Source organism: Clostridium sp. B9, assembly GCF_050509515.1.
Classification (GTDB): domain Bacteria; phylum Bacillota; class Clostridia; order Clostridiales; family Clostridiaceae; genus Sarcina.
Genome location: NZ_JBNWKA010000003.1, coordinates 1507619 through 1530386 on the forward strand (window position 1 = coordinate 1507619; position 22768 = coordinate 1530386).

16 protein-coding genes are annotated in these 22768 nt (G+C 29.1%); 12 read left to right on the forward strand and 4 right to left on the reverse strand.

Features of this window, described 5'->3' with window-relative positions:
* Nucleotides 1–184 precede the first annotated feature (184 nt).
* The 5 genes from pulA to ACQZHJ_RS06795 all read left to right on the forward strand — a co-directional run bounded on the left by pulA (nt 185) and on the right by ACQZHJ_RS06795 (nt 11559).
* Nucleotides 185–3925 (forward strand): type I pullulanase, encoded by a 3741-nt coding sequence (pulA, locus tag ACQZHJ_RS06775; RefSeq protein ID WP_430484784.1) that lies wholly within the window; start codon nt 185–187, stop codon nt 3923–3925.
* A 181-nt stretch (nt 3926–4106) separates the two neighbouring features.
* Nucleotides 4107–4970, forward strand: coding sequence for an alpha/beta hydrolase (locus tag ACQZHJ_RS06780; protein ID WP_430484785.1), 864 nt, complete (start codon nt 4107–4109; stop codon nt 4968–4970).
* A gap of 388 nt (nt 4971–5358) precedes the next feature.
* Nucleotides 5359–6126: a hypothetical protein gene (locus ACQZHJ_RS06785; protein ID WP_430484786.1), complete on the forward strand. Its 768-nt coding sequence runs from the start codon at nt 5359–5361 to the stop codon at nt 6124–6126.
* 30 nt (nt 6127–6156) lie between these two features.
* Entirely contained in the window at nt 6157–6912 is a 756-nt protein-coding gene (locus ACQZHJ_RS06790) for a potassium channel family protein (RefSeq protein ID WP_430484787.1), read from the forward strand.
* A 276-nt stretch (nt 6913–7188) separates the two neighbouring features.
* Complete coding sequence (locus ACQZHJ_RS06795; RefSeq protein WP_430484788.1) at nt 7189–11559, forward strand: glycoside hydrolase family 2 TIM barrel-domain containing protein; 4371 nt, start codon at nt 7189–7191, stop codon at nt 11557–11559.
* 40 nt (nt 11560–11599) lie between these two features.
* Here ACQZHJ_RS06795 and ACQZHJ_RS06800 read toward each other — a convergent pair whose 3' ends face one another.
* On the reverse strand, nt 11600–12238 hold the full coding sequence (locus ACQZHJ_RS06800; protein WP_430484789.1) for a GNAT family N-acetyltransferase: 639 nt from the start codon (nt 12236–12238) through the stop codon (nt 11600–11602).
* A 345-nt stretch (nt 12239–12583) separates the two neighbouring features.
* On the reverse strand, nt 12584–13108 hold the full coding sequence (locus ACQZHJ_RS06805; RefSeq protein ID WP_430484790.1) for a hypothetical protein: 525 nt from the start codon (nt 13106–13108) through the stop codon (nt 12584–12586).
* A 365-nt stretch (nt 13109–13473) separates the two neighbouring features.
* Between ACQZHJ_RS06805 and ACQZHJ_RS06810 the strand changes: the two genes are divergently transcribed.
* Entirely contained in the window at nt 13474–14193 is a 720-nt protein-coding gene (locus ACQZHJ_RS06810; protein WP_430484791.1) for a hypothetical protein, read from the forward strand.
* 171 nt (nt 14194–14364) lie between these two features.
* On the opposite strand, the gene ACQZHJ_RS06815 is transcribed toward ACQZHJ_RS06810, so the two are convergent.
* Nucleotides 14365–14772, reverse strand: a complete 408-nt coding sequence (locus ACQZHJ_RS06815) for a hypothetical protein (RefSeq protein WP_430484792.1) — start codon at nt 14770–14772, stop codon at nt 14365–14367.
* Nucleotides 14773–14994: 222 nt separating this feature from the next.
* Between ACQZHJ_RS06815 and ACQZHJ_RS06820 the strand changes: the two genes are divergently transcribed.
* From ACQZHJ_RS06820 to ACQZHJ_RS06840, 5 genes are all read left to right on the forward strand, one after another.
* On the forward strand, nt 14995–16581 hold the full coding sequence (locus tag ACQZHJ_RS06820) for a hypothetical protein (RefSeq protein WP_430484793.1): 1587 nt from the start codon (nt 14995–14997) through the stop codon (nt 16579–16581).
* A gap of 120 nt (nt 16582–16701) precedes the next feature.
* On the forward strand, nt 16702–17121 hold the full coding sequence (locus ACQZHJ_RS06825) for a hypothetical protein (RefSeq protein ID WP_430484794.1): 420 nt from the start codon (nt 16702–16704) through the stop codon (nt 17119–17121).
* Nucleotides 17122–17343 carry a helix-turn-helix transcriptional regulator gene (locus ACQZHJ_RS06830; RefSeq protein ID WP_430484795.1) on the forward strand — a complete coding sequence of 74 codons (222 nt, stop codon included), beginning with the start codon at nt 17122–17124 and terminating at the stop codon, nt 17341–17343. It abuts the gene before it with no gap.
* A gap of 147 nt (nt 17344–17490) precedes the next feature.
* Nucleotides 17491–19221 carry a S41 family peptidase gene (locus tag ACQZHJ_RS06835; protein WP_430484796.1) on the forward strand — a complete coding sequence of 577 codons (1731 nt, stop codon included), beginning with the start codon at nt 17491–17493 and terminating at the stop codon, nt 19219–19221.
* A gap of 128 nt (nt 19222–19349) precedes the next feature.
* Nucleotides 19350–19823: an SMI1/KNR4 family protein gene (locus tag ACQZHJ_RS06840; protein ID WP_430484797.1), complete on the forward strand. Its 474-nt coding sequence runs from the start codon at nt 19350–19352 to the stop codon at nt 19821–19823.
* Between the two features lie 182 nt (nt 19824–20005).
* Here ACQZHJ_RS06840 and ACQZHJ_RS06845 read toward each other — a convergent pair whose 3' ends face one another.
* Entirely contained in the window at nt 20006–20515 is a 510-nt protein-coding gene (locus tag ACQZHJ_RS06845; RefSeq protein ID WP_430484798.1) for a transposase, read from the reverse strand.
* Nucleotides 20516–20957: 442 nt separating this feature from the next.
* Here ACQZHJ_RS06845 and ACQZHJ_RS06850 point away from each other — a divergent pair, with 442 nt between their 5' ends.
* A complete protein-coding gene (locus tag ACQZHJ_RS06850) occupies nt 20958–22478 on the forward strand; it encodes a S41 family peptidase (protein WP_430484799.1) in 1521 nt (506 codons plus the stop codon).
* The last annotated feature ends 290 nt before the right edge of the window (nt 22479–22768 follow it).

Genomic DNA, 22768 nt, shown 5'->3' on the forward strand with positions numbered 1-22768 from the left:
AAACATTTACTTAAAGCAGAGTCTTATTTAAAATTATGTTGCGATTAAAGACAAGTTGAAATCAATGTTTACTTAAAATAGAGTAAATATTTTAAAAATTAGTTATTATAAATATGTTGAATAAATAAGTAATTTCTGTTAATATATGCTATGTAAACATTTAAATTTAATAAGGGGGTACAAAATGAGAAAGATTAAAAAGGTTTTGTCAGTTTTTCTTAGCTTTGTGTTTATTCTTACATTAGCACAGATTCCAAAGATAACAAAAGCTGATGAGAAGAATTCAGATGGGGTTTATATCAAGATTAGATATAACAGACCTGATCAAAACTATGATGGATGGAATTTATGGACATGGGAGAGAGACTTAAATGGTACCGATACCAACACTAGAGTTCTCCAGTTCATAGGTAAAGATGATGAAGGTGAATTTGCAGTTCTTAAGACTAACGTAAGTGAAGGAAAGCTAGGATTTATCTTACGTAGAAGTGAATCAGGTAATGATTGGGCAGAAAATTATTTTGGTAAAGATAACTTTGTAGATCTTTCAAAGGGCGATCAAGAAGTTATTATAAATCACAAAGATGGAGAAAGAGATTTTGAAGTTAAACCTTTAAATAGAAATTTTGAAAAGGTTACTTTAAATCTTCACTATTACAGATTTGATGGAAGTTATGATAACTGGGATATATGGTCTTGGTTAGATGGTGTTAAAGGTGGAGAAGGATATCCTTTAACAGGAGAAGATAGCTATGGAAAAGTATCTACAATTGTTTATGATGGTGTAAAGGATGCTGATCCAAGAGGAATTGGAATTATAGTTAGAAAATCAGATTGGTCAGATAAAGATGTACATTCTGATAGATTTATAAATTTAGCTTACGCAAATAATAAAGGAGAAATAAATGCATACTTAGTTCAAAACAACCCAGAAGTAGTTTATAGAGCAGAAGATGCAGTAAAAGATCCTGCAATAAGCAGTGCTAAAATTGATTCAATAAATGAAATAAACTTTAAAACTAATGTAAAAATGTCATCACAAGATATGAATGGAAAGATTACTTTAAAAGAAAATGGAGTTTCTCAGCCAATTTCGGTAACGATACCAGAAACTTTAGATTCAGGAAAAATAATAACTGAAAATAAGCTTGATTTAACTAAGGAATATACTTTAGAGATAGAAGGATTTAAACCTGCTACATTAACTTTAGGAAAGATATTTGCTGATAAGGAGTTTGAAAAGCTTTACCACTATAATGGAGAGTTAGGTTCTTTATACAAAAAGAATAAGACTGATTTTGTTTTATGGGCACCAATGGCAACTTCAGTTAAGTTAGCATTATACAATACTGGTGATTATACAAAAGACACTGAGCCAGTTGAGGTTGTTGAAATGACTAAAGGCGAAAAAGGAATTTGGACAACTTCTCTTAAAGGTGATAAAAATGGAGTTTATTATGACTACTTAGTAACTAATAATGGAAAAGAAGAAAATGTAACTGATCCATATGCAAAGGCTGTAGGTGTTAATGGTAGAAGAGCAATGGTTATTGATTTATCTTCAACTAATCCTGAAGGATGGAATGAAGATAAGAAGCCAGAGTTTGTTGATCCAACAGATGCAATAATTTATGAAATTCATATAAGAGATTTCTCTATTGATGAGTCTTCAAATACTAAGATGGAGATGAGAGGAAAGTATGAAGGAATGTGGCAACCTAATACAACACTTCCTGCTAATGATAATATAAAAACAGGAATAGATCATTTAAAAGAATTAGGGGTAACACATGTTCATTTACTTCCAACTTTTGATCATAGATCAATAGATGAAACTAAATTAAATACTCCACAATACAACTGGGGATATGACCCTCAAAACTATAATGTTCCAGAGGGATCTTATTCAACAGATCCTTATAAAGCTGAAGTTAGAATAAAAGAATTTAAAGAAATGGTTCAAGAACTTCATAAAGCTGGAATAAGAGTTGTTATGGACGTTGTTTACAATCATACAGGAGCAACTACTGATTCTCACTTAAATTTAGCTGTACCAGATTATTATTATAGACAAAATGCTTCAGGAAGTTTTTCAAATGGTTCAGGGTGTGGAAATGAGATAGCTTCAGAAAGAAGTATGGTTAGAAAAATGATGGTTGATTCAGTAAAATACTGGGCTGATGAATATCATATAGATGGATTTAGATTTGACCTTATGGGACTTCATGATATAGAGACTATGAAGACTATAAGAAGTGAATTAGACAAGATTGACCCTAGTATAATAATATATGGTGAAGGATGGACTGGTGGAGATACACCTCTTCCAGAAGAGCAAAGAGCATTAAAGAAAAATACTCCACAATATGGAGAGATGCAAATAGCAGCCTTCAGTGATGATATGAGAGATGGAGTTAAAGGACATGTATTTGATGCAAATAAACCAGGTTTTGTTAATGGATATAATGGTTTAGAAGAACTTGTTAAGTTTGGAGTAGTTGGTTCTGTAAGACATGATGGAGTTAAATATGGGGTTTCTCCAAGTCCTTATGAAGGATATGGAGTAGAGCCATGGGCAAATGAACCATATCAAACAGTAAACTATGTATCAGCTCATGATAACTTAACTTTATGGGATAAGCTTCAAACAACAAATAAAGAGGCATCTAAGGAAGAATTAAATGCCATAAATAAAATGGCATCAGCTATTGTTTTAACATCTCAAGGAATTCCATTCTTCCAAGGTGGAGAAGAGATGGCAAGAACAAAAGTTAATCCTGATGGAAGCTTCAATCATAATAGTTATAATGCACCAGATAGTGTAAATAAAGTTGATTGGACAAGAAAAGAAGAATATAATGATTTATTTAATTATTATAAAGGATTAATAGAACTTAGAAAATCACATAAAGCATTTAGAATGAATTCTGCTAAAGATATTCAAAATAATCTTACATTCTTAGAAAAAGGAAAGCACTTTAATAAGGATAATATAGTTGCTTATACTTTAAATGGTAAAAATGTAGGTGATAAGTGGAATGATATGGCTGTAATCTTCAATGCTAATAAAGAGCCTGTAGAAGTAACACTTCCAATGGAAGACTGGGCAGTAGTTGTAAATGGAGAGAAAGCAGGAACAGAAAAGTTAGCTGAAGTAAAAGGAAATAAGGTTAATGTACCAGCGCAATCTTCTTATGTATTAGTTCAAAAAAATAGCTTCGATAACACTGGAAAACCAGAGGTTGAAGAAGGTAAGCCAGTAATAGAGGCAAAAGATTTAGAATTAAAGCGTGGAGAAAAATTTGATCCTCTAAAAGGTGTAACTGCTTCTGATAAAGAAGATGGTGATTTAAGTTCAAAAGTTGAAGTTGTAGAAAATACAGTTGATACAAATAAGGCTGGAGAGTATAAAGTAACTTATAGTGTTGTAGATAAAGATGGAAATAAAACTACAAAAACAATAAACGTTAAGGTTGTAGATGATACTGACAAGCCAGAAGTCGATGAACCTGATACAGATAAGCCAGATGAAGGCAAGCCTGATACTGAAAATCCATCAGAAAAAGGAGTTCCAGTAATAAGTGCAAAAGATTTAGAATTAAAAGTTGGAGAAAAATTTGATCCATTAAAAGGTGTAACTGCTTCTGATAAAGAGGACGGAGATTTAACTCCAGAACTTTATGTAGTAGAAAACACTGTTAATTCAAATAAAGCTGGAGAATATAAGGTTACTTATGGTGTTTCAGATAAGGATGGAAATAAGGCTACAAAAACTATAACTGTTAAAGTTTTAGACAAAAATTCAAATGTAGGTTCACTTCCTAATACAGGAGGAATGAGTTCAAGCTTATTTGGAGTAATTGGAATAGTCTTAGTAATTCTTGGAGCTATATTTTTCAAAAAGAAAAAAGGTATTACTAATTAAAAATTAACTTAAATATTTAATTAAAATATCTCTTTGAATTAAGTGGTACTTTTTAGTTCTAATAAAAGCAGATATTAGAAAAGTGTTATTTAAAATATAAAAACAAAAATGTAAAGAGGTAGGATATATCAACTATGATATATCCTGCTTTTATATTATATAGGTAGAGGAGTTTTAAATTATGAGGTTAAAAGTTATAAAACAAATGTATGCAAGTAGATTAGATAATTATAGAGATATATTAGTATATCTACCTAAGAATTATGAAAAAAATGAGAAAAGATATAATGTTATATATTTTCATGATGGTATGGAGTGCTTTTTTAAGGAATGGTCTTTATCAGGAGAATCATGGAAGGTTAATGAGGTTATAGATAAGCTTGTGGAAGAGAAAAAAATAGAAGAAACAATAATAGTAGGTATTCCTAATAATTATGATAGAATGAGTGAATTAGCACATTTTGATTTTAAGGATAAAAGAGAAGGGAAAGAATTCATAGAAGGAAAAGGTATTCTGTATGAGGATTTTTTAATCAATGAGGTAAAGCCATACATAGATAAAAATTTTAGGACTAAACCAGAGAGAGAATATAACACTCTTATAGGTTCATCTATGGGGGGAATGGTTACTTTCAACATAGGAATGAGACATCCAGAAGTATTCTCAAAACTAGGCGTATTATCACCTGCTTTTTGGATGGCTTATGAAAATGGATTTAATGAAATAAAAAAATATAATTATAATGACTTTAAAATATGGATGGATTATGGAACTGGAGAAGGAAAGCTTATAACAGAACCATCTAAAAGCGTAGGAAGAATACTTTTAGAAAATGGATATAAGTATAAAGATGAATTTATACTTTATGAGGATTTAGAAGCTCCACATAATGAAGGTGCTTGGAATAGAAGACTAAGAGATGTACTTTTATATTTATTAAAAGGAGAAGAGTGTGAGAAATATAATCTTGTTTTAGAAGAAGATTTAAATAAACATAAAATGAATTTTGAAGAGCTTAAGTTTACAAACTATAAAAAGGAGTAAGTAGTATATTAAATTTAAAGTAATCAAAATCACAGGTAAATTTGTATTATTAATATATTGAATTTACTTGTGACTTTTTTGTTTATAGAAACTAAGAGGAGATAGTTATTAGTTACAAACTTCTTTTGCTTGAGATTCGGAAAAACTTGTTATCTTCATAGGTAACTCAATTTTGTTTTTTCTTAAGAAAAAGCCGCCAATGACTATCGAAACCTTCAAAATAACTTCATATTATTCTAGCATTATTACTATGTTAAATGGGACTGCTTAACTATTAAACTATAATTTATCAATTAAAACTATAGATAGTGATTTATTTCTTCTAATAAAGTAAAATATTATTATAGAAGTAAACTTAAGATAATAGACAGAACTGTGAGGGAAGAGAATGAATGTTAAGATATACAAAATAGATACAGGAATAACAGGTAGAAACTTTAGTAGTGATAAGAAAAGTAGTTTACTAATAGGAGGAAAGAGCAATTCTTTTTATTCTATAGGAAATTTAATGAGAGGAATAGAGGACTTTTATTTGCAGGGGAATTTATATTTCATAGATAAGGAAGAGGAGTTAGAGAAGTTTGAAAATCCTTTAGGAGAGAAATGGATCGCTAAGAGAATGTATTATATAAATCATCCAAAGAAGGAAAACTTACTTATAGAAGCAAATAAGTTTCATGAGTATATATTTAGTGAACAGATAAGAGAAATATTATATTACATACATTCAAATTTAAATATAAATCACTTAAATATAGAGGTTAAGGAAGGTAATGATTTTTCAGCATATACTAACCTATCTATAAATGAAATTACGCTTAATAGCGGAGAAATTTTAGAATTAAAGGATAATAAGAATTTAGTCCTTAAGTGGAGTAATAATGGTAAAGAGGGAAAGTGCCAAACTGAAAGAATATTGGAATCACATAAAGTAAATGAAAATGATGAAGGCTGTCCAAGCAAGTCGTCAAAAGTTTATGTTTGGATAAATAGTTTTACAAAATTAGTAAATGTGGTTAAATCTCATAAGGATAATGGATTTAGCATTGATATAGAAATAGATAATTCATTTGAAATCACTCCTAAAATAGCTAAAAAGATAGGGGTTAATCCTACTTGGCTCAATAAAGTTATCTTAGAAGTGAAGTTTAAATAAGATAGTATCTGGGGAGAGAGGTCTGGTTAGATGCGTAAAAAAGAAAGAATAAATAATTGGATTATAGGATCCTTAGCGCTTATTTCAGCTTTGATTTTAATTATTGAATTAAATGTTATTTTACCACAAAATGCTGTATTAGCTTTTTCAATAATTGATAATATTATCTGGGTAATATTTTGTGGTGATTATCTAAAAAGATTAATTTTTAGTAAGAATAAAAAGTATTTTATATTACATAATAAGATTGATTTAATATCTATAATACCGATTTATGGAGCTAAAGTGCTTAGAATAAATAGACTATTTAGATTATTAGGTGTCCCTAAGAGAATTAAGAGAAATTTTAATAGGTTTATAAAGACAAATAATCTACACTATATGATATATTTGGTGATATTGGTGATTTTAGGTGGAGCCGTTGCTTTATCATTAGCAGAAAATATAAAGTTAAGTGATGCACTTTGGTGGAGTGTAGAAACTGTAACAACAGTAGGATATGGTGATATTGTTCCAAAAACTAATTTAGGAAGAATAATAGCAGCTATTGTAATGATGGTTGGAATTGGCTTCATAAGTACATTTACAAGTTCAGTCGCCACATATTATATAAGAAAAGAAGAAAAATCCAAGAAAAACTACAAAGATTCAGTATTAAATGATGTGAAAAATAAACTAGATAATTTTGAAAAGTTATCTAAGGATGATATTAAGAATATATATGTGGTTCTCGATGCTTTAAAGGATCAAGAAAATTCAAAGGAAGAAACTACTAATAAATCTTAATTTGAATAAATTAACAAATTGTTGTGATTATTTGGCTTTATCTTAATTGTTTTTTGGGGGGAGATTGAATTTTTGACTAGAACTTATAATTATAATAATACTGATTGTATTATTATAAGATGAAAAAATTAGATAATAAAAATAATAGGAAAGTCATTGTTACTAGCTTGTACTAGTTAACAATGGCTTTTAATTTTTAAATTACAAATATCCTTGTATATGTTTACATTGTTACCAAAATATGGTAATATTCAATTGGATAGGGGGGAGTTCTTTATGATGAACAAAAAAACAATTGCTAGAATATTAACTCTTGCTTTAAGTACGGGAATTATTTTTAATGGTGTTTATGTTGATCCTGTATTAGCTAAGAATCAGTCAAATGAAATTGAGGAAGGAGCATTTTGGGCTAATAATCCAGAAAAGTTTCATGATAATAGAGAGGAAGCTCATGCAACATTAATGCCATTTAATACAGTGGAAGAAGCACTGAATAATCCTAATTATTCAGACTATGAAAACTCTAGTAACTACATGACTCTAAATGGTGAGTGGAAGTTCAATATTGTAGATACTTATGATAAGGACATTAAAGATTTCTATAAAAGTGATTTTGATGATAGTTCTTGGGATACTATTCCTGTACCTTCAAGTTGGCAGTTACATGGATATGACCAACCAAGATATAATGATACAGCCTATCCTTGGGAGTATCAAGAAAATTTACCAGAGCCACCTAATGTGCCAACTGATTATAACCCAATTGGGTATTATAAGAAAACATTTACTATGCCTGAAGGATGGGATGGAAGAGAAGTATTCATATCTTTCCAAGGGGTTGAATCTGCATATTATTTATATGTAAATGGAGAGTATGTAGGATATAGTGAGGATTCGTTTACAGGCCATGATTTTAATATTGGAGAATATTTAAAAGATGGAGAGAATGAAATATCAGTAAAGGTTCATAGATGGAGTGATGGAAGCTGGTTAGAGTCTCAAGATATGATCAAGCTAAGTGGAATATTTAGAGATGTATTCCTTTATTCAACTCCAAAGGTGCACATGAGAGATTATACTCTTGTTACTGATTTAGATGAAAGCTATATAAATTCAGATTTAAATGTTGATGTTAATGTTTCTAATTATGGAATAGAAGCAGAAGGTGAATATAAGTTAAAAGGATATTTATATGACGATAATAATAATTTAGTTGATGAAACTTTAAAAGAGTTTTCTTTAAAAGAGATGGGCGAAGAGACAGTAGTTTCATTAAACAGCACCATAGAAAATCCTAAGAAGTGGAGTGCTGAATCACCTAACCTATATACTTATGTTATTGCTTTAGAAGATAGTAATGGAGAAGTAATTGAGACTATAAGTAATAGGGTTGGATTTAGAAAGGTTGAGGTTAAGAATAATCAAGTTTGTGTAAATGGAAAACCTATATCTTTTAAGGGTGTAAATAGACATGAATTCTTACCAGAATCAGCTAGGACTTTAACTACTGAAAGTATGATAGAAGATATTAAGCTTATGAAACAGCATAATATAAATTCTGTAAGATCATCTCACTATCCTAATGATCCAAGATGGTATGACTTATGTGATGAGTATGGATTATATGTAATGGATGAGGCAAATTTAGAGACTCATGGAAGATTAGATGAGATTCCTCAAAGTAAGCCAGAGTGGACAGATGCTGTTATAGATAGACAAAAATCAATGCTTGAGAGAAGTAAAAATGAAACAAGTATCATTATGTGGTCACTAGGAAATGAATCTAGTGGAGGGGAAAATTTTAAAATTGCTGCAAAGTGGATAAAGGAGAATGACCCAACTAGATTATTACACTATGAGCCAGATAGAACTTTAGGTGATGTTTATAGCAGAATGTATAGAAGCATTGAAGAAATGGAGTCTTATGCAAAAGACCCTAATAATACTAAACCTTATATACAATGTGAGTATGCACATGGAATGGGTAACAGTATAGGAAATCTTCAAAAGTATTGGGATGTTTTTGATAAATATGACAATATGCAAGGAGGATACATTTGGGACTGGGTTGACCAATCAATTCTTATGAAAGATGAGGAAACTGGAGAAGAGTACTTTAGTTATGGTGGAGACTGGGGAGACCATGAGTTTACAGATGGAAACTTCTGTGCAAATGGATTAGTTTCTGCTGATAGAACAGTGCAGCCAGAGCTTCAAGAAGTCAAGAAGGTTTATCAAGAGATTGAGATAAAGGACGTCGATGTCCTAAATGGAAAGGTTAATATAATCAATGAGCAATTATTCACCAATATAGATAAATATAAAGGAAATTGGGAATTAAGGGCAGATGATAAGGTTATCCAAAGTGGAGACTTAAATGTTTCTGTAAATCCATTAGAATCTAAGGAAATAACAATCCCATTTGAAAAGCCAGAGCCGGAAAAGGGAGTTGAGTATTGGTTAAATATAAGTTTTGAATTAAAAGAAGATGAATCATGGGCGAAAAAGGGACATGTAGTTGCTAAGCAGCAATTTAAATTACCTTTTAATAATGAAGCTGAAAAAGGAATAGATCTAAGTAATATGCCTTCAATTCTGGTTGAAAATGATCAAGATGAAATTGAAATTAAGGGTAAAGGCTTTAAGATATCCTTTGATAAGGAAAATGGAGCCTTAGATTCTTATGAAATTGAAGCAGATGGTAATGAGGTTGAATTAATAGAAGAACCTATGAAGCCAAATTACTGGAGAGCTCCAAATGATAATGATAAGGGCTTTGGTGCTGAAGAGGAGTTTGGAACTTGGCGATATGCAGGTGAGAATGCTAAGGTTGAAAATATTGATGTAGTTGAAATTGGAGAGAGTGCAGTTAAGATTTCTGTAGATTTCAAAGTTCCAACAGAGTTTAACTCTAAGCTGAATATTGAATATTTAGTATACGGAAATGGAGAAGTTGTTGTAAATAACACTTTAAATGTTCCAAAAGAACTTTCATCAATACCTGAAATAGGAATGATGCTTCAATTACCAAAGGACTTTGAAAATGTAACTTGGTATGGTAGAGGTCCAGAGGAAAATTATATAGACAGACAAACTGGATATGATGTTGGAGTGTATAGCAAGAAGGTTGATGATTTCTTCTTCCCATACATGGAACCATCAGAAACAGGAAATAGAACAGATACAAGATGGGTTACTTTAACTGATGCAAGTGGAGTAGGGCTTATGGCTTCAGGAATTCCAACAATTGAGTTTAATGCCCTTCACTATACTCCAGAGGAATTATCATCTGGAAAGCGTCACCCACATGAGCTAGAAAAGGAAGAGAATATTGTTTTAAGACTTAATCATAGACAAATGGGAGTAGGTGGAGATAATAGCTGGGGAGCTAAACCACATGATGAGTTTATGAATGAAAGTGGCAAAACGTATAATTACTCTTTCAAGCTTAAAGGAGTAGACAAGACTTCATCTCCAATGGAAGTAAGTAGAACTAACCTAAAAGAAGAGTTGGTTGGAGATATTAAGGTTGATGGTGTAAGTTTAGAAGGATTCAATGAGAATTTAACTGAGTATAGTGTAGAGTACAAGCAAGGAACTCTAGAAAATCCTCCAGTTATAGAAGTTGAAACACTTAGTGAGAATGTTGAAGTGAATGTAATCAATCCAGAAACTCTTCCAGGTAAAGGGGTTGTTCAAGTTAAGTATAATGATGAAGAACTTAACAAGATTTATGGTAAAGAGTATATTATAAACTTTGAAAAGACTAATGTTGACTATCTTTCAGATATAGAGTGGGAAAGTGCAATATCAGGAATGTATGAGCCTAAGAGAGATAAATCAGTTGCTGATAATCCATTAAGATTAAAAGTTGATTATAAAATAATGACTTTTGATAAAGGGGTTGGAGTAAACTCTAATTCTGAAATTGTGGTTGATTTAGAAGGAAAGGGCTATGAAAAGTTTGAAACATTTGTAGGAATGGACAGAGGGGTTTTAGGATATGGTTCATCTATAGTTGCTAGAATAGAAGTTGATGGCAAAGAAGTATTCAACAGTGATAGAATTTATAGCACATGGAATGGTCACAAGGTTGATGTTAATTTAAAAGGTGCTAAGAAACTAGCTCTGTATATTGATGACTATGAAGGTGATATAAAGTATGACCATGGAACTTGGGGAGATGCTAAATTTTTAAAGAAAGAAGCAAATCCTAAGGCTGATTTAAAAGCAATAGAGGTAAATGGTGAAAAAATAAAAGGCTTTAGTCCTAGTAAATATGAGTATGATGTTAAAATTTCAGGTAATGACTTAGAAAAGTTAGATATTGCTGTAGAAGGATTCAATAAAGGAGTAAAAACTATAGTTAAGAAACCAGAAAGCGTTCCAGGAGTGGCTTATGTGTATGCTATAGCAGAAGGTAGCACAATGAACACATATAAGATTAACTTAATGGAAGAGGATGATGACACTTGCAAACCTGATCCAGAAGAACCAGATACTGAGAATCCTGATACAGAAGAACCAGATACAGATAAGCCGGGAACACTACCAAACACGGGACAGAATGTAGCTAACTTTGCTTTTATGGGATTAATCTCATCATTAGCGGGAGCAGGCTTATTAAGAAAAAGAAATAAAAAGTAATTAAAAAATAAAGTGTAGGGAGAATCCTTACACTTTATTTTTATTCGTCAAGCATATGTGAATAAGTTTCAAACTCTTTTTGGCTATGTTGAAACTGCTTTAATTTTGGAGGAAAGGTTTTATCAAACTCTTCAATCTCTTCTTCAGATGGCTCTAAAGCTTCAGAGAAAAATGCACTTCCTGAAAAGTTATCTAATGCACCCTCATAAAGTGGTAACACTAATAGTCCTTTATAGAACTTACCATCAGGCATTGATATTGAGTAGTTCTTACCACCTAAGAATCCATATGGCTCATAATGATATGGATAGCCTAGTGTTAGAATTGCTTTATAACCAAGTTTCTTTGCTTCCTCAATTGAGTGTGTTATAAGCTTACGGCCAAGTCCTTGTCTATGCATACTAGGTAATATACATACTGGGCCAAAAGAAATAGTCTTAAGTTCTACATTATCTTCTGATACAATTTTTGAGTGACTAAAAAATATACTACCTACAATCTCTTCATTCACTTCTATAACAAAAGTAAGTTCAGGTATAAAGTCAGGATGACTTCTCAATTTATGTATTGCACAATGTTCAGCACATCCAGGAACATATAAATTCCAAAATGCCTCTCTTGCAACTTCTTCAACTTTTCTATAATCTTCTTGTCTCTCATTTCTTATTTTTATATTCATAAATTACTCCTTTAGAAATATAAGTTTAACACAAAATATTGTTTATATATAATTGAAATAAATATTAAATTAGACTCTGTTTTAAACTGATTATTAATATGGTTTTACAGTTATATCTAAAATTAACACTCGCTTAAAACATATCATTATCTAATACTATAACAGAATATAAATAAAATAGATTTTAAAATTATGTAACATAAAAAAATAAGCAGTCTGTATTTAGGCTGCTTACTTTAAATTATTGGCTATGTTTAAAACTTGTGTCTATTTATAGATATAGACAATATAGATTCCTTTTGAAATTAAGTTAGGTATTAAGATATAACTAACTTAAAAAATAGATTAGTTATTAAGATCTATAAGTATTTGCTTAATAGGTAATGCCTTATTGTTTATGACTTTTAATATGTTTTTGTTAGTTGATAGTATGTCTATGTTTAAGTTATATGCAAGATTTAGGGTGTCAACATCAATAAAGTTTATATCTTTTAAGTCTTCTTCTGAAAACTCTAAAAACTTTGAATACTTATTTTCATCTATTTTGCTCAAAAGATTGGGGCTTGTAAGCGAAAGATATATGTTATTTAATGAATCATAGCAAACTAAGCTAGAAAACTCTTTGCCAGCTTTAAGTTCATCTAAAATCTTACTATCATCAATAGTTTTGAAGAAACCTCCTAATAGGTCATCAATAGTTTTCCTTGTTTCTTCAGATTCATTTTCAGATAATTGAGAGTAACATTCCTTCATAACCATATAACTTGAAAATGGAACTATGAATAAACTATCTTTTAAAGTATTTAAAATTGTAGGTGCTTTAGAAAGTAAGTCAAAATCAATGATAAATTTTGCTTTAAATGGGATCATAAAAATCATCTCCTAATATTTAATTTGCTTTTATAAAACTTTCAATACTTGTATAAGTAGAAAATAGAGTTGAATACATACTTTATAAATATATTCACTTTACTTAAATATTTACTGTAATCTTAACTTGTTAACAAAAATGTTATATAATGTTAATAAGGTGTTAAAAGAATTTAAAAAGTAAGTTAAACTCAAAGATAGATAAAGCTTTGAGTTTACTAAATTATATATAACGCTTTAAATTCTGATTAAATACTTTTAGTTACGAAGGGGAAATTTATTAAATTAGAAGGAGGTGAGCTGTTGCTATAAATTTATAAGAATTTAATAAGGTTTATAGTATAGATTTGTGGCAATGGTGTGTTATGAGAAAAACAGTTAGTGTATTAGTTTTAATAGGAATTTTAAGTAGCACATTTATAGGATGTGGATTTAATAAAGAAGCAAAAAGAGCTATTAATGAGGATGAGGTCATTACATTTAATAATGAAACTAAGAAGGAATTAGATAGTGAAGAATTCAATAATGATTTAGAAAGGCTAGTTGAGGAAGATGATATAAAGGGGGGCAATAATGGTAAGGTTCTTAAAGAACCTACTAGAATTGAGATAGTTGTGTCAAAAAGCCTAGACAGTGATGAAGAAATTGATATAAGCTCATATAATTTAACACCAGATGAGAGCATGAATGTATTTTATAGAAAAGATCAAGAAGGATTAATAAAGCAAAAGGAAGTTCATAAGTTTTTAATGGATAAGTATGGGGATGCAGGACTAGATACCTTTGTTAATCATAAAGATGAAGTAGATCAAAATATTAAAGATGTTAAAATATATATAGAAAAACCTAAAGAAAATATAGAGCCAGCTATTTTTATAGGTAAAATTCCTATATATGAATTTCGAGGCTGGCTTGGAAATAAAACAACCATGTATGTAAACTATAGAGGAGATGCAGAAACAGCTGATACAATAAATTTAGCTTTTAAAAATGGGTATTTGTATAGGATTAAAGATGGAGAAATAATAAAAGTAGTTGATATGCCAAGGATAAATGATGATGAAAGCATAATATGGAATAAATAAAATAGAATTAATGTAATAAAAGTGGACAGGTTAATATGTTCCAATTAAAATAGACAGTTTTTTATTTTAACTGTCTATTTTAATGGAAGGAGTTCAAGTTAACTTGTCCACTTTTTATTATACTTACATATAATATGCAGGTTTTAGATGATTTTTTCATTCTATCCTATGTTAAAGAATTATAGCTTTTATTTGCAGTTCTTTATCAGTTTTTATTATTTTTAGAGTATAATCTTCGTAGTTTTTAGAGTTATTTATTTCATACACATAAATATCTTTGTAGTTATAATCATCAGTTAATTTAATTTTTATTATTGTGTCTTCAATGTTTACTTGTATATTATTAGGGTTAATATTCATTTCATAAAATATTATATATTGCTTAGATTTGACTTGGATTATATAGATATTTCCTTCCAACTCTTCTTTAGGATTACTTTTAAAGAATTCTTCATTTTTAATTAGAGAAAAGTTACTTTTTTTCAAATAAAGTTCCTCATCATTAGATAAATTTTTATAAATTACAAATAAAAATATTGATAAACTTAATGATAATAATATTAAAATAAACCGTTTCATAAATGTATCCTCCTATAAATAAAAGCAACTACTAATATAGTATAGGTATGAAGTGTTTACTTATACAATTATGTGGGAATAAAAGTTAAAGATTTAAAATAGTTTGTTAGTTATACTTAAAAAGTTAACAAAATTAGTGTGAAGATTAGTATAAAAATGGTTATATATATGCTATAAAAGTATTAATAAATAAAAATAATATATTTTTAGAGGTATATAGTTATGAAAAGGAATTTTATTTTAGGAACTTTAATTCTGTCAGCATTTTTAGTTGGATGTGGTGAGGCTAGTAAAAAAGTAGAGAATAATTCAGTAAGTAGTAAGCAAACTATTAGGGAAGTTCTTCATGTAGAAGAGGATAAAAGTGATGAATTTGAATTTGAAACCAGTGAATTCAATTTAGGAAGCAGAACTTATGAGAGAGTCTCTGGTAAGGCAATGCCTTATGAATTAAGAGGAATAATAACACTTCCTAAAAGTGATGGAAAGAAGCCTTTAGTTATAGCAATACATGGTTCGCATGATAACGAAAATGAAAATGTTAGATTTGATACTGGCTTCACATATCTTTTGGAAAAACTAGGGATGAACAATTATATAGGAGTAGCTTTAGATATTCAGCCAGCTTATGTATGGAAATATGGTGATAATGATGATAACGAAAAGATAAGAGCTATGTTTAAGGAATTTATAGAAGCATTAAAAGCGGATGAAAATATTTCAAATAATATAGACTTTGAAAATATAGTATTAGTAGGATTATCAAGAGGAGCAGATACTATTCTTGATATTGCCAATGAAAATGAAAATATTAAAGGTATATTATCTGTAGCACCTGCTATTAGTGTAAGAGAAGAAAGTTTTGTTGATATTAGGACAAGCATAGTTGTACCAGAATATGATGGAGATGTAATATCCTTAGATGGAATATCAATATTTGATACTATTATAAATACAGAAGGAAGAATAAGTGATGTAGATTTAATAATTTTAGAAAAGGCAGGTCATAATGCTTTTAATAGTAATATAGATAGAAATGATGTTGAAATATTAGGCAATGAAAGAAAATTAGAAATGCAATTAGATAGAGAAGAACAAGAAAGATTTTTGGGCAATTTAGCTATTGATTTTATGGACAGTATATTCAAAGAGGAAAACAATGGACTTTATGAAGAGAAAGCATTAGAGCCAACAACTATGTATGGATTAGGTGTAAAAACTAGGAGTTGGAAAGCTGAAGGTGAAATTATATTAAATAAAGATAACTTTGAAGAGGCAGAAGGAGAAAAGATTGAATTAACATCAGTAAAGGAAAGTCAATTTTATAAATATGATGAAACACAAGGATTTAAACTACCTATTACCTCTATAGAAGAAAAGGATACAAAACTTTTATTAAATGCTAGATGGGAAAGTGAAGGTGCTAAAATAATTGTTCCATTAGAAAAAGACTTGTCACAAAAAGAAGCGTTAGTAATAAGTTTAGCTTTAGATTCTTCTGATGATTTAAATAATTCAAAAGGCATAGAAGAAATATCAGTAGAGTTAAGAGATAAAAAAGGCAATAAATCTAAGATTATTATAGATGAGGAAACAAAGGCACTATCGTATGTAGAAGGCAAAATGGATATGACAGAAATTTTTGAAGATAAGTATTATTTTTGGGACTCATATACTCCGTTATCAATGATTAGAATACCTATGAATTTATTTGAAGGAGTAACCTTAGAAGCGTTAGACAATATGAGCATAAGTTTTGACAATAAAGAAACAGGAGCAATTATGATAGAAGAAATTAGTGCTATGTAATAAATTAATCCGAAAAATTTATTAATAAAATTAATTTGAATATTCTCAAAATATGGAAAATGTTATATGTTTATAACAAGAAAGTTAAAAATATATAACAGGAAATGGAGAGGATTTAAAGTGGCTAGAATAAAAGAGAAAATGAGTTTAAAGAAACAGATGCTTTTGGAAGGCGTGGCACTAGGTATAGTATTTGTAATTAGTATAGTCAGTGGATTTGACTTTTTAAGAAGTGATATTAAAAGCATATTAGGTCTCATTGGATGGGGAGCTATAGGAAGTATATTTTTGATAGGGTTAAAGGAGAAGGCAAAAATTGATGAGTCAGCTAAAATAGTATTAGGAAAAGTTGATGGAATTTGTTTGAATATTTTAATGCTTTATATTTTAGTATTATCTAGTTTGGTAAGTGTTTTTTATTACCGTTCCTTAGATGTAAGTTTAAATTTCTTGAGCAAAATACTTTGTGTATCAGCCTTCCTTATCCTTATTTTGAGGGCAATCCTTTTTATTTACTATGATAGAAAGGGGACTTTATAAGTGCCTACATTAAAGACGAAAATTAAAGAGTATAGAGAGAAAGCATGGATGAAACAAACAGATCTTGCTGAATTAGTTGGAGTAAGAAGAGAAACTATTGTGCATTTAGAAAACGGAAGATACAACCCATCATTAAAATTAGCCATGGATATAGCAAAAATTTTTGAGGTGCCTGTAGAAGAATTATTTAGTTTTGAAGATGATAAGGAAATTGATGAGTAAGAGTTATTCTTTTAATATTGGATTATATTTTAAGTGGAGTTTGCTTTATAGCTATATCTTCAGACGTTGCTTAATATATATTTAGAAATCAATTTTGTTTTGAAATAGAGTCTAAATTTGAAAAAAAATCAAAAGGGTGGTGCCAAAATGGGTGAGAAAAATAGTGAGTATGGTCATATTAAGAAAGTTATTTTAGTTGCTATTCCAGTCATTTTAATAGTTTTAGGTGGGTTGTTTTACTATCATAATAACTTTGTAGATGATGAGTTTAATCAGGGTTCTAATATTAAGATTGAGACTTTAGATGGTAATGAGGTTGAAAGTTTAAATAAGCTATGTAAGGTGTGGGGAAATGCCAAGTATTATCATCCTAAAGTAATAGAGGGAAATATAAATTGGGATTTTGAATTATTTAGAGTTATGCCAGAAGTTATTGCAGCAGAAACTCAAGAAGAAGTTAACACAATTTTATATGAATGGATAAACAATTTTGGAGAATTTGAAGAGGGTTCTTATAGTGAAAGTAATGAAGTTAAGATAGAAGCAGACACTGAGTGGATAAATGATGAAGAATATTTAGGACAAAATCTTAGTAGCCTATTAGTTAAAATGTCAAAGTCCTATATATATGATAGAGACAATGCTTATGTAAATTATAAAGATGGTTCTATATTTTCAAATTTTGATAAGGAAGAGCTTTATCCTGTAATTAAGTATGATGACGATGGTTATAAGCTTCTTAGTTTATTTAGATATTGGAATATAATAGAGTATTATTATCCCTATAAAAATATTATGGATGAGGATTGGAATGAAGTATTAAATGAATTTATTCCTAAGATGGTTCAGTGTGATGATGAATTATCATATAAATTAACTTTAGCAGAATTAACGACAAGAATACATGATTCTCATGCTGCAATTTATGATAATGCTGGAACTTTAAGAAAATATTTTGGAGAGAATATAGTACCTATCCAATTCCTTTTAGTTGAAGATAAAGTTGTTGTTACAGATATAATTGATAAATATTTAGATGAATGTAGCTTACAAGTTGGAGATGTAGTATTAGAGATTAATGGTAGAGAGGTATTTGAAGTTATAAATGAGAAGGGTAAATATATTTCATTTTCTCGTGATGAAGCTATGGCAAATGGCTTAAATAATTATTTATTTAGAACTTCTGAGGATAGCATGGAACTTACAATAGAAAGAGATGGAAAAGAATTGGTTGAAGATGTTAAATGCTATGATCTTAATGAGGTATATAAGGTTAAAGAGGAGAGAGAATCTCATAAAATATTAGATAAAAATATAGGCTATGTGAATCTAGGGGCATTGGCCAAGGATGAAATTCATGAAATAATGAAGAAGTTTGAGTCTACAGAAGGTATGATTGTTGATTTGAGAGAATACCCATCAGATATGGTAACATACACTATGCCTAATTATCTTTTACCAGAGGAAACAGTATTTTCAAGGGCAACAATTGCTAATAAGGCAAAGCCAGGTGAATTTATTTTTGTTGGAGATATAACTGTTGGAAAAAATAATCCTGATTATTATAAAGGTAATATTGTTATAATCATTAATGAACGAACTCAAAGTAATGGTGAATTTACTGCAATGGCACTTAGAAAAGCACCTAATGCAACTGTAATAGGTGAGAATTCTATTGGAGCAGATGGAAATGTAGCAAATATAAACTTACCAGGTGGAGTAATAACAACAATAACTGGAATCGGAATATATACTCCAGAAACTTCTGAAACACAAAGAGTAGGTATTGAACCAGATATATACGTAAAACCAACTATTCAAGGTATAAGAGATGGGAAGGATGAACTTTTAGATTATGCAATTGAGCTTATAAAGTGAAGAATAGAATAAAATTCTTAGATTTAAATAGTCTATTATAAGTGGTAAAATAAAGATATATTAAGAATTTGGACAATATTAACAACAAAAGCTAATAGAGTTTGTAAATTCATAGGAGGGTACAAGCAATGAAGATTAGAGAGAGAAGTCTTATTTTACCATTACCAGATGATGAGCTTATAAAAGGATTTGAGAATCAATACAAAATAGAGTTTCCTGAAAGTTATAAGGAATTCTTAAAAGAGTATAGTGGTGCAATACCAGAGAAAGACATTTTTAATCATGAAGAAAGAGAATACTTTATTGAACGTTTTTTATGTTTACTAGAAGATTTAGAGGCAGATAAAAAGCATAGTAAATATGATATGAATTTTGTTATATATGATTTAGATGAGAGGTTAATAGTTGATAAAATTATAGGTGGTTACAAGTTAGTCCCTATTATAGCCTTAGTTTCAGGAAATTATGTATGTCTAGATTTTAGAAAGAGTAAAACTCCAACTATTTCTGTTTGGCTTGATTATGCATCAGAGGAATTTAGACCAGTTACAAATAAAATAGCAGATAGTTTTGAGGAATTCCTTAAGTTGCTTAGAGAATAAAATAATAAAGATAATATTGAATGGCTGTATCTAAATAACATTTTGATACAGCCTAAATTTTATGTTTATTATTATTATTTTAACCTTAGACTATGTTTTAAATAGATGTTAATTTCTAGCTATCTATTCAAGTCTAATTTTATAATTACGATAATATTATTAGCTTATATAATGTATATAAGTTAAAGCTTTTTCATGAACTTATATAAGTTTTCCGCTCTTACGAATCTAGCGGTTTTTATAGCACTTATTATGAATAATGGAAATAACAAAAACATTATTATGAAAAACCAGTGATATTTTATTAAAATTAAATTTCTAAAAGGAACATCCCAATGGGAGACCTCAAATACTGGAATTGCTCCACCATATCTATAAGTTACATCTACAACTTTCCCATACACAGTAAAATCACCAAGTTCCATTGGATCACTTATAAGATGGAAAGGTGTATTACCAACAAGTTCTATACCAGAAGAATTAGCTTCTGGATATTTTTCTTTTATAACTTTATCAAGTTTTGCTCTATCTTCCTTAAGATAGTAAGCAGGTCCAGTAGTGGCTTGATTATATACTTGTAACTTAATATCACCTATATTTATATTCCATAGACCTATTAACTTAGTTGGTGAAAATAGCGTGAATATTAAAAGTAATGAATAAAGTATAATAAAAATCTTTATGAATTTCATTTTTCCCTCCGATACCAATTTTAAATAATAACAAATTAAACTTAGTTAAACATATATTTAAAGAAAAGTCAGTATTATATTTTTTAGTCACAAGTTAATAAGTAGTCTATTTGTTTCTAAAGTTTTTATGTTCATCACGTGCCTCCCATTGCTTAGTAATATTATTAATCTTTCCTTGTTTCTTAACAGTTAATATACAATGTAAAATAATGATAAAGTATACTAGATTAATTGTATTTATAAGTAAAGAAGAAATCTTACTAAAAATAAATAATTCAATCAATATAACATTGCAAAACTCCGTTATAAGAATAAGTTATATACAAAAAGTTTATCATATAATAACTTTTGAATTTTAAACTAGAAGTAAATTAATTACAAAAATATCCAAGGTGGTGATATAATATTTATTACCTATATTTCTAATTGTAAGGGGGATATTGTGAAGAAGAGGTGGATTATTTCAATAATTGCTGTTATTAGTAGTCTTTTATTTTTAGTTTGGCTAAAAGCAAATAACAAGAAAGAAGTATTCCAAGATTTTATTGGGGAGCTTAATAAAACAAGAGAAGAATTTATAAATAATTCAGAGCCTGTAGATTTAAGTAAGTATGCAGTAAGATATGAGGATGAAGAAGCAGCACTTTCAGATGAAGAGTTAGAACTTTTAAGCACAATTACTGAATCAAGCAATGGGTATATTTTATATGAAGAAGCTAAGGAAGATATAGATTATGCTTTTAAACTTTTAAAATATAATTATGGAGCATATGAGTACTTTGGAGGGGATGAAGTCTTTAACAAAAGTAAGGAAGAGGTTTTAAATAGTCTTTCTAAAGAAGAAAAGATATCTCGAGATACTGTTAGTTTAGCTTTGTTTAATGGGTTGGAGACAATAATAACAGATGGTCATTTTAATATTGATGGATTTAACATAAACATGAAGAAAAATCTAACAAATTCATTTAGTAAAGAACATTATTTTTCAAAAGATGGTGATAGGTATTATACACTTATAAATAATGAAAAATATTATCTTGAAGAAGTAGATGGAAGCAAGGATATAGAGATTTTTATGAAGCAGTCAATTGATTTAGAAGGAAACCTAACTTATGTAATAGGAGTAACGGTTGGGGTTGCAAAGAGTTACTCTAGTATAGAGATAAGATTAGTAAACAAAGAGAATAAGGTGATAAATAAAAATATATCTATGAGTAAAAATTTATTAGAATATGATAACGGTAAGATGGCATATGAGGAATATGAGAGGAATGGAATAAAAATATTAGATATTAATAGTATGTCTCCTACAACACCTCAAGATGAAAGCTTAAATCTATTTATGGAATCAGGAGAAAAATATGCTGATGAACCATTATTAATAATAGATTTAAGGGGAAATGGTGGAGGAAATCAAGCTTATTCTGCTAAATGGTTTACTGATTATTTAGATAAAGAGTTTTTTCAGCCAACTCAAAGTTATATATTAAGAGATACAAAGTTTAACTTAATTAATATTATAAAAAGATTTGAAGAAATAGAGAATATACAACCTGCTGAAAAGTCAGTATTAAATCAAGCAAAGAATGAGCTAGAAAATGGAGAATATGGAACTTGGATTATGGGGAATCCAAAGAGTGAATTTATAGAAAATGATAACTTAATTTTTGTATTAATAGATAAAGGAGTAGCTTCTTCTGGTGAAGGCTTTATAGATTATTTAAGATATAAAGAAAATGTAGTTTTAGTTGGCGGAAATACAGCAGGAGTATCTTTAGTAATAGATTCAATGCCATGTCAATTACCTAACTCTAAAGTTATAATGAATTTTGGAAAAGGTGTTGTAATAGGGGCAGAGGGTGATAACTTAGATGGAAAAGGATTTGAGCCAGATATTTGGGTAAATAGCTCAGAAGCCTTAGATTTAACTCTTAGTTTAATAGAAAATTATAAACTTAAATAAAAGACAAGTAGCAAGTAAGTACTTATTTGCTACTTGTCTTTTATTTATATAATTTACTTTACGATAAAGAGATGATATTGATAGAAATATTTATCGAATAAAAACCAAGAAAAAATACAAAAAGATAGAAGATTAATAGAAAACGTTTAATGGCAGAGGTAGTAATGTATACCGCTATTTCTGAAAAATGTTAACGAAATATTAATAAATAATATACTTTAAAAATAAACCTTTATAATGTATAATTTATAAACAATATATATAAAATGTAAAATAAATTAATAAATGGT